Origin of the sequence: Sphaerisporangium sp. TRM90804 (genome assembly GCF_029846175.1) — a bacterium.
Lineage (GTDB): Bacteria > Actinomycetota > Actinomycetes > Streptosporangiales > Streptosporangiaceae > Sphaerisporangium.
The window spans coordinates 1-8912 of the sequence record NZ_JARWAC010000049.1 but is presented as its reverse complement, the minus strand read 5'-3'; the positions used below and the strand labels follow the sequence as shown (position 1 = coordinate 8912).

Below are 8912 nucleotides of genomic sequence, written 5' to 3'. Positions count from 1 at the left end.
GTGGACTGGTCCGAGGGCGCCGTCGAGCTGCTGACCGAGGCCCGCGCCTGGCCGGTCGAGGGCCGTCCGCGCCGGGCAGGGGTGTCCTCGTTCGGCCTCAGCGGCACCAACGCCCACGTGGTCCTTGAGCAGGCCCCCGACCAGGGCACCGGCGAGCCCGAAGCGGGCGGCCCGCATACGCGACCGGCCGATCCGTTGGCGTCGGCCGCGTCCCTGCCGGTGGTGCCGTGGGTGCTGTCGGGCAAGACGGCGGGGGCGTTGCGTGGGCAGGCCGAGCGGTTGCTGGCACATGTGCGGGCCGCCGTCGACGCCTCAGGACCCTGCGGCCTGGCCGACGTCGGTTACTCGCTGGTGAGCGGGCGTGCGACGCTGGGTCACCGCGCGGTGGTGGTGGGCGCGGACCGTGAGGAGTTGCTGGCCGGTCTGGCCGCGTTGTCTCAGGACGGCACCGGAGTGTCCACCGGTATAGCGGCGCGTCCGGGGAAGCTGGGGGTGCTGTTCACCGGTCAGGGTGCGCAGCGGCTGGGTATGGGCCGGGAGCTGTATGAGGGTTTCGCGGTGTTCGCGGAGGCGTTCGACGCGGTGGCGGCCGAGGTTGACCCGTTGCTGGGTGTGAGCCTGCGTGAGGTGATGTGGGGTGCGGACGCCGAGCGGTTGAACGGGACGGGGTTCGCTCAGCCGGCGTTGTTCGCGTTCGAGGTGTCGTTGTTCCGGCTGCTGGGCGCGTGGGGTGTGCGTCCTGACGTTCTGGTGGGCCATTCGATCGGTGAGCTGGCGGCGGCGCATGTCGCCGGGGTGTTCTCACTGTCCGATGCGGCGCGTCTTGTGGTGGCGCGTGGCCGGTTGATGCAGGAGTTGCCCTCCGGTGGGGTGATGGTGGCGATCCAGGCCGGCGAGGTTGAAGTCGAACCGTGGCTGTCGGAGGGGGTGTCGCTGGCGGCCGTCAACGGCCCGCAGGCCGTCGTCGTCTCCGGGGTGGCTGATGCCGTCGAGCGGGTGCGGGCCGAGTTCGAGGCGCTGGGTCGCAGGGTGTCGCGGCTGGCGGTCTCCCACGCTTTCCACTCGGTGTTGATGGAGCCGATGCTGGACGACTTCGCCGTGGTGGCGGGGCAGGTCGCCTACCAGGAGCCGCAGATCCCGGTGGTGTCGACGGTGACCGGTCGGGTCGCCGATCTGACGGACCCGGCGTACTGGGTGGAGCAGGTGCGCAGGCCGGTCAGGTTCGCCGACGCCGTGCGGCATGTTCACGCCCAGGGTGTGACCCGGTTGGTCGAGGTCGGTCCGGACGCGGTGCTCACCGGCATGGCAGCCCAGTGCCTGGAGTCCGAGGAGACCGTGCTGGGGTCGGGTCAGGCGATGGCTGTGGCCGATCGGGTCGTGCTGGTGGCGGCGCAGCGGCGTAACCGTCCCCAGGCGCACACGCTGGTCTCGGCGCTGGGCGAATTGCACACGGCCGGGGTCGACGTCGACTGGCGGGCCTTCTTCGCGGGCACCGCCGCCCAGCGGGTCGATCTGCCCACCTACGCCTTCCAGCACCAGCGTCACTGGATGAGCGCGCCCGCCGCCGGTGGCGGGGGAGCCGTGGGGCTCGGGCAGACCGGCGTCGACCATCCGGTGCTCGGCGCGGTGGTCTCGCTGCCCGACTCGGACGGCGCGGTGTTCACCGGCCGCCTCTCCACCGGTACGCACGCCTGGGTGGCCGACCACGACGTGCTCGGCACGGTCCTGCTGCCCGGCACCGGGTTCGTCGAGCTGGCGATCCGCGCGGGTGACCACGTGGGCTGCGGTGTCCTGGACGAGCTGACGCTCCAGGCCCCGCTGGTGCTGCCCGGGCGAGAGGCCGTCGCCGTCCAGGTCGTTCTCGGCTCGCCCGGCGAAGACGGCCGCCGCCCGGTGAGCGTCCATTCGAGGAGTGAGAACCAGCCGGATCTCCCCTGGACCCAGCACGCCGAGGGTGTGCTGTCCCCCTCGGGGCCCGACGCGGCGGCCGAGCTGACGCAGTGGCCACCGGCCGACGCCACCCGGATCCCCGTCGAGGGCGCCTACCCCGACCTGGCCGCGCTCGGCTACCACTACGGCCCGCATTTCCGGGGCCTGGCCGCCGCCTGGCGGCGCGGTGACGAGCTGTTCGCCGAGGTCGCCCTCCCCGAGCACGCGCACGCCGACGCCGCGCTCTTCGGCCTGCACCCGGCGCTGCTCGACGCCGCGATGCACGTCGGCCTCCTGGACATCCCCGACCGTGAAGGCGGCGGTCAGACGCTCCTGCCCTTCGCGTGGAGCGGCGTGGCCCTGCACGCGACGGGCGCCACGGCCCTCCGGGTGCGCATCGCCCCGACCGACCAGAGGGACGGCCTCTCCCTCACCGTCGCCGACGAGCACGGCAGCCCCGTGCTGTCCGTGGCGTCGCTGGTCTCCCGGCCCGTCTCGACGGAGCAGCTGGGCGCCAAGCCCGACGACGCCCTCTTCCACGTGCGATGGGTGCCCGCCCCGAGCGAGGCCTCCGCCCCCGGGTCGTGGGCCGATTGGGACGACCTCGCCGGCGACGCACCGGTCCCCGACAACGTCGTGCTCGACTGCGGCAGGGAACCGACCGCCGACGTCCCCGCCGACCTCCGCGCCGTCACCGGACGGGTGCTGGACGCGCTGAACCGATGGCTGTCGGACGAGCGGTTCGGCCGGGCGACGTTGACCGTCGTCACCCGCCGGGCGGTCGCCGTCCCCGGAGACCCCGGCGTGGACGTCCGGCAGGCGCCGATCTGGGGCCTGGTCCGCGCGGCCCAGGCCGAACACCCGGGCCGCTTCCTCCTCGTGGACGTCGACGACCTCCTTCCCGCGAACGCGGCACTGGGCCAGACGGAGCCGGAAACCGCGCTGCGCGACGGCCGCGTGCTCGTACCCCGGTTCGTACGCGCGACCGCCCCCGAGCCCGGCCCGGCGCAGGGCACGGACCGCGCTTCGCGTCCGGGCCCGGCGGCGCCGGGCACCGCGAGCGAGGTGGGGGACGGGACGGTGCTGGTCACCGGCGGTACGGGCGGGCTAGGTGCGCTGGTGGCCCGGCACCTGGTGGTCCGGCACGGGGTTCGGCGGCTGGTGCTGCTCAGCCGGCGCGGGCCGGCCGCCACGGGCGCAGGCGAGCTCCGGCGGGAGCTCGCCGGGCTGGGCGCGCATGTCGACGTCGTCGCCTGTGACGTGTCCGACCGCGCCGCGCTCGCGGAGGTGATCGCCGCCGTGCCGCCGGAGCACCCGCTCAGCGCGGTGGTGCACGCGGCGGGTGTGGCCGACAACGGCATGATCACGACGCTGACCCCCAAGCGCCTGGACGCGGTGCTCGCGCCGAAGGCGGACGCCGCCTGGCACCTGCACGAGCTGACCGCCGGGCTCGGCCTCACCGCGTTCGTGACGTTCTCCTCGGCCGCCGGGCTGGTGCTGGCGTCCGGCCAGGGCAACTACGCCGCCGCCAACTTCTTCCTCGACGCGCTCGCCGAGCATCGTCACGCCCAGGGCCTGCCCGCCACGTCCATGGCCTACGGCCTCTGGGACGTCTCCGTCGGCCTCGCGGCCGAACTCGGCGACGCCGACGTGGAGCGCCTGCGCCGGGCGGGAATGCCCCCGTTGACGCCGGACGAGGGACTTGAGCTGTTCGACCGGGCGCTGTCCTCGGGCGAACCGGTCGCGGTGCCGCTCCGCCTCGACCTCGCCGCGCTGCGCGGCCGGGGCGACGACCTGCCCGCGCTGCTGCGCGGCCTCGTACCGGCCGCGCGACGGCGGACGGGCGCGGGGCTGCCGCAGGCTCCTTCCCTGCCGGCCCGGCTCGCGGGCCTGGCCGCCGACCGGCGGGCGCAGGCCGTCCTGGACGCGGTGCGCACCCAGGTCGCCGGGGTGCTGGGCCACCCGTCCGGAGACGCGGTCGACCCGGACCGCGCCTTCGACGAGCTGGGGTTCGACTCGCTGGCGGCCGTGGAGCTTCGCAACCGGCTGAACGCGCTGACAGGGCTGCGCCTGCCCGCGACGCTGATCTTCGACTACCCGACCGCCGCCAAGGTCGCGGCCTTCGTCGAACAGCGGCTGGAACCGGTGCCCACCGCCCAGGCGGACACCGTCGAGGGCGAACTCCACCGGCTGGAGTCCCTCGTAACGGGCACCACACCCGGCGATCCCGGCCGTGACCGGCTCGCCGCCCGGCTGCGCGCGCTGGCCGACCGTCTGACCGGCCCCGCCCTGCCGTCCGAAGGCGCCACTCCGGCGGACGACGGCGACCTGACCGACGTCACCGCCGAGGAACTGCTCGACATCTTCGACAACGAGTTCGGCACCGCCGCCCACTGATTCCCCGGGCCGCCGGTGGGCACCCGGCCCGCCGTCGGGGTGGGCACCCGGCCCGCCGGCGGTTCGGTGCTGGGCGCTACCTTCCAGCGCTCCCCCTGTCTGTTCGTCAGCGCGTGGCGTGTCCCCGAGCGCTCGGGGACACGCCACGCGCTGACGAACAGACAGGGGGAGCGCTGGAAGGTAGCGCCCAGCACCGAACCGCCGGCGGGCCGGGTGCCCACCCCGACGGCGGGCCGGGTGCCCACCGGCGGCCCGGGGAATCAGTGGGCGGCGGTGCCGAACTCGTTGTCGAAGATGTCGAGCAGTTCCTCGGCGGTGACGTCGGTCAGGTCGCCGTCGTCCGCCGGAGTGGCGCCTTCGGACGGCAGGGCGGGGCCGGTCAGACGGTCGGCCAGCGCGCGCAGCCGGGCGGCGAGCCGGTCACGGCCGGGATCGCCGGGTGTGGTGCCCGTTACGAGGGACTCCAGCCGGTGGAGTTCGCCCTCGACGGTGTCCGCCTGGGCGGTGGGCACCGGTTCCAGCCGCTGTTCGACGAAGGCCGCGACCTTGGCGGCGGTCGGGTAGTCGAAGATCAGCGTCGCGGGCAGGCGCAGCCCTGTCAGCGCGTTCAGCCGGTTGCGAAGCTCCACGGCCGCCAGCGAGTCGAACCCCAGCTCGTCGAAGGCGCGGTCCGGGTCGACCGCGTCTCCGGACGGGTGGCCCAGCACCCCGGCGACCTGGGTGCGCACCGCGTCCAGGACGGCCTGCGCCCGCCGGTCGGCGGCCAGGCCCGCGAGCCGGGCCGGCAGGGAAGGAGCCTGCGGCAGCCCCGCGCCCGTCCGCCGTCGCGCGGCCGGTACGAGGCCGCGCAGCAGCGCGGGCAGGTCGTCGCCCCGGCCGCGCAGCGCGGCGAGGTCGAGGCGGAGCGGCACCGCGACCGGTTCGCCCGAGGACAGCGCCCGGTCGAACAGCTCAAGTCCCTCGTCCGGCGTCAACGGGGGCATTCCCGCCCGGCGCAGGCGCTCCACGTCGGCGTCGCCGAGTTCGGCCGCGAGGCCGACGGAGACGTCCCAGAGGCCGTAGGCCATGGACGTGGCGGGCAGGCCCTGGGCGTGACGATGCTCGGCGAGCGCGTCGAGGAAGAAGTTGGCGGCGGCGTAGTTGCCCTGGCCGGACGCCAGCACCAGCCCGGCGGCCGAGGAGAACGTCACGAACGCGGTGAGGCCGAGCCCGGCGGTCAGCTCGTGCAGGTGCCAGGCGGCGTCCGCCTTCGGCGCGAGCACCGCGTCCAGGCGCTTGGGGGTCAGCGTCGTGATCATGCCGTTGTCGGCCACACCCGCCGCGTGCACCACCGCGCTGAGCGGGTGCTCCGGCGGCACGGCGGCGATCACCTCCGCGAGCGCGGCGCGGTCGGACACGTCACAGGCGACGACGTCGACATGCGCGCCCAGCCCGGCGAGCTCCCGCCGGAGCTCGCCTGCGCCCGTGGCGGCCGGCCCGCGCCGGCTGAGCAGCACCAGCCGCCGAACCCCGTGCCGGACCACCAGGTGCCGGGCCACCAGCGCACCTAGCCCGCCCGTACCGCCGGTGACCAGCACCGTCCCGTCCCCCACCTCGCTCGCGGTGCCCGGCGCCGCCGGGCCCGGACGCGAAGCGCGGTCCGTGCCCTGCGCCGGGCCGGGCTCGGGGGCGGTCGCGCGTACGAACCGGGGTACGAGCACGCGGCCGTCGCGCAGCGCGGTTTCCGGCTCCGTCTGGCCCAGTGCCGCGTTCGCGGGAAGGAGGTCGTCGACGTCCACGAGGAGGAAGCGGCCCGGGTGTTCGGCCTGGGCCGCGCGGACCAGGCCCCAGATCGGCGCCTGCCGGACGTCCACGCCGGGGTCTCCGGGGACGGCGACCGCCCGGCGGGTGACGACGGTCAACGTCGCCCGGCCGAACCGCTCGTCCGACAGCCATCGGTTCAGCGCGTCCAGCACCCGTCCGGTGACGGCGCGGAGGTCGGCGGGGACGTCGGCGGTCGGTTCCCTGCCGCAGTCGAGCACGACGTTGTCGGGGACCGGTGCGTCGCCGGCGAGGTCGTCCCAATCGGCCCACGACCCGGGGGCGGAGGCCTCGCTCGGGGCGGGCACCCATCGCACGTGGAAGAGGGCGTCGTCGGGCTTGGCGCCCAGCTGCTCCGTCGAGACGGGCCGGGAGACCAGCGACGCCACGGACAGCACGGGGCTGCCGTGCTCGTCGGCGACGGTGAGGGAGAGGCCGTCCCTCTGGTCGGTCGGGGCGATGCGCACCCGGAGGGCCGTGGCGCCCGTCGCGTGCAGGGCCACGCCGCTCCACGCGAAGGGCAGGAGCGTCTGACCGCCGCCTTCACGGTCGGGGATGTCCAGGAGGCCGACGTGCATCGCGGCGTCGAGCAGCGCCGGGTGCAGGCCGAAGAGCGCGGCGTCGGCGTGCGCGTGCTCGGGGAGGGCGACCTCGGCGAACAGCTCGTCACCGCGCCGCCAGGCGGCGGCCAGGCCCCGGAAATGCGGGCCGTAGTGGTAGCCGAGCGCGGCCAGGTCGGGGTAGGCGCCCTCGACGGGGATCCGGGTGGCGTCGGCCGGTGGCCACTGCGTCAGCTCGGCCGCCGCGTCGGGCCCCGAGGGGGACAGCACACCCTCGGCGTGCTGGGTCCAGGGGAGATCCGGCTGGTTCTCACTCCTCGAATGGACGCTCACCGGGCGGCGGCCGTCTTCGCCGGGCGAGCCGAGAACGACCTGGACGGCGACGGCCTCTCGCCCGGGCAGCACCAGCGGGGCCTGGAGCGTCAGCTCGTCCAGGACACCGCAGCCCACGTGGTCACCCGCGCGGATCGCCAGCTCGACGAACCCGGTGCCGGGCAGCAGGACCGTGCCGAGCACGTCGTGGTCGGCCACCCAGGCGTGCGTACCGGTGGAGAGGCGGCCGGTGAACACCGCGCCGTCCGAGTCGGGCAGCGAGACCACCGCGCCGAGCACCGGATGGTCGACGCCGGTCTGCCCGAGCCCCACGGCTCCCCCGCCACCGGCGGCGGGCGCGCTCATCCAGTGACGCTGGTGCTGGAAGGCGTAGGTGGGCAGATCGACCCGCTGGGCGGCGGTGCCCGCGAAGAAGGCCCGCCAGTCGACGTCGACCCCGGCCGTGTGCAATTCGCCCAGCGCCGAGACCAGCGTGTGCGCCTGGGGACGGTTACGCCGCTGCGCCGCCACCAGCACGACCCGATCGGCCACAGCCATCGCCTGACCCGACCCCAGCACGGTCTCCTCGGACTCCAGGCACTGGGCTGCCATGCCGGTGAGCACCGCGTCCGGACCGACCTCGACCAACCGGGTCACACCCTGGGCGTGAACATGCCGCACGGCGTCGGCGAACCTGACCGGCCTGCGCACCTGCTCCACCCAGTACGCCGGGTCCGTCAGATCGGCGACCCGACCGGTCACCGTCGACACCACCGGGATCTGCGGCTCCTGGTAGGCGACCTGCCCCGCCACCACGGCGAAGTCGTCCAGCATCGGCTCCATCAACACCGAGTGGAAAGCGTGGGAGACCGCCAGCCGCGACACCCTGCGACCCAGCGCCTCGAACTCGGCCCGCACCCGCTCGACGGCATCAGCCACCCCGGAGACGACGACGGCCTGCGGGCCGTTGACGGCCGCCAGCGACACCCCCTCCGACAGCCACGGTTCGACTTCAACCTCGCCGGCCTGGATCGCCACCATCACCCCACCGGAGGGCAACTCCTGCATCAACCGGCCACGCGCCACCACAAGACGCGCCGCATCGGACAGTGAGAACACCCCGGCGACATGCGCCGCCGCCAGCTCACCGATCGAATGGCCCACCAGAACGTCAGGACGCACACCCCACGCGCCCAGCAGCCGGAACAACGACACCTCGAACGCGAACAACGCCGGCTGAGCGAACCCCGTCCCGTTCAACCGCTCGGCGTCCGCACCCCACATCACCTCACGCAGGCTCACACCCAGCAACGGGTCAACCTCGGCCGCCACCGCGTCGAACGCCTCCGCGAACACCGCGAAACCCTCATACAGCTCCCGGCCCATACCCAGCCGCTGCGCACCCTGACCGGTGAACAGCACCCCCAGCTTCCCCGGACGCGCCGCTATACCGGTGGACACTCCGGTGCCGTCCTGAGACAACGCGGCCAGACCGGCCAGCAACTCCTCACGGTCCGCGCCCACCACCACCGCGCGGTGACCCAGCGTCGCACGCCCGCTCACCAGCGAGTAACCGACGTCGGCCAGGCCGCAGGGTCCTGAGGCGTCGACGGCGGCCCGCACATGTGCCAGCAACCGCTCGGCCTGCCCACGCAACGCCCCCGCCGTCTTGCCCGACAGCACCCACGGCACCACCGGCAGGGACGCGGCCGACGCCAACGGATCGGCCGGTCGCGTATGCGGGCCGCCCGCTTCGGGCTCGCCGGTGCCCTGGTCGGGGGCCTGCTCAAGGACCACGTGGGCGTTGGTGCCGCTGAGGCCGAACGAGGACACCCCTGCCCGGCGCGGACGGCCCTCGACCGGCCAGGCGCGGGCCTCGGTCAGCAGCTCGACGGCGCCCTCGGACCAGTCCAC

Annotated in this window: 2 protein-coding genes; one reads left to right on the top strand and one right to left on the bottom strand. The window is 74.7% G+C overall.

The window, feature by feature from the left end; genetic code table 11:
- The coding region (locus tag PYR91_RS36115; RefSeq protein WP_279787489.1) for a type I polyketide synthase at positions 1–4326 on the top strand (4326 nt) is incomplete at its 5' end.
- 260 nt (positions 4327–4586) lie between these two features.
- Here PYR91_RS36115 and PYR91_RS36120 read toward each other — a convergent pair.
- A partial coding sequence (locus PYR91_RS36120; protein ID WP_279787489.1) for a type I polyketide synthase occupies positions 4587–8912 on the bottom strand: 4326 nt, incomplete at its 5' end.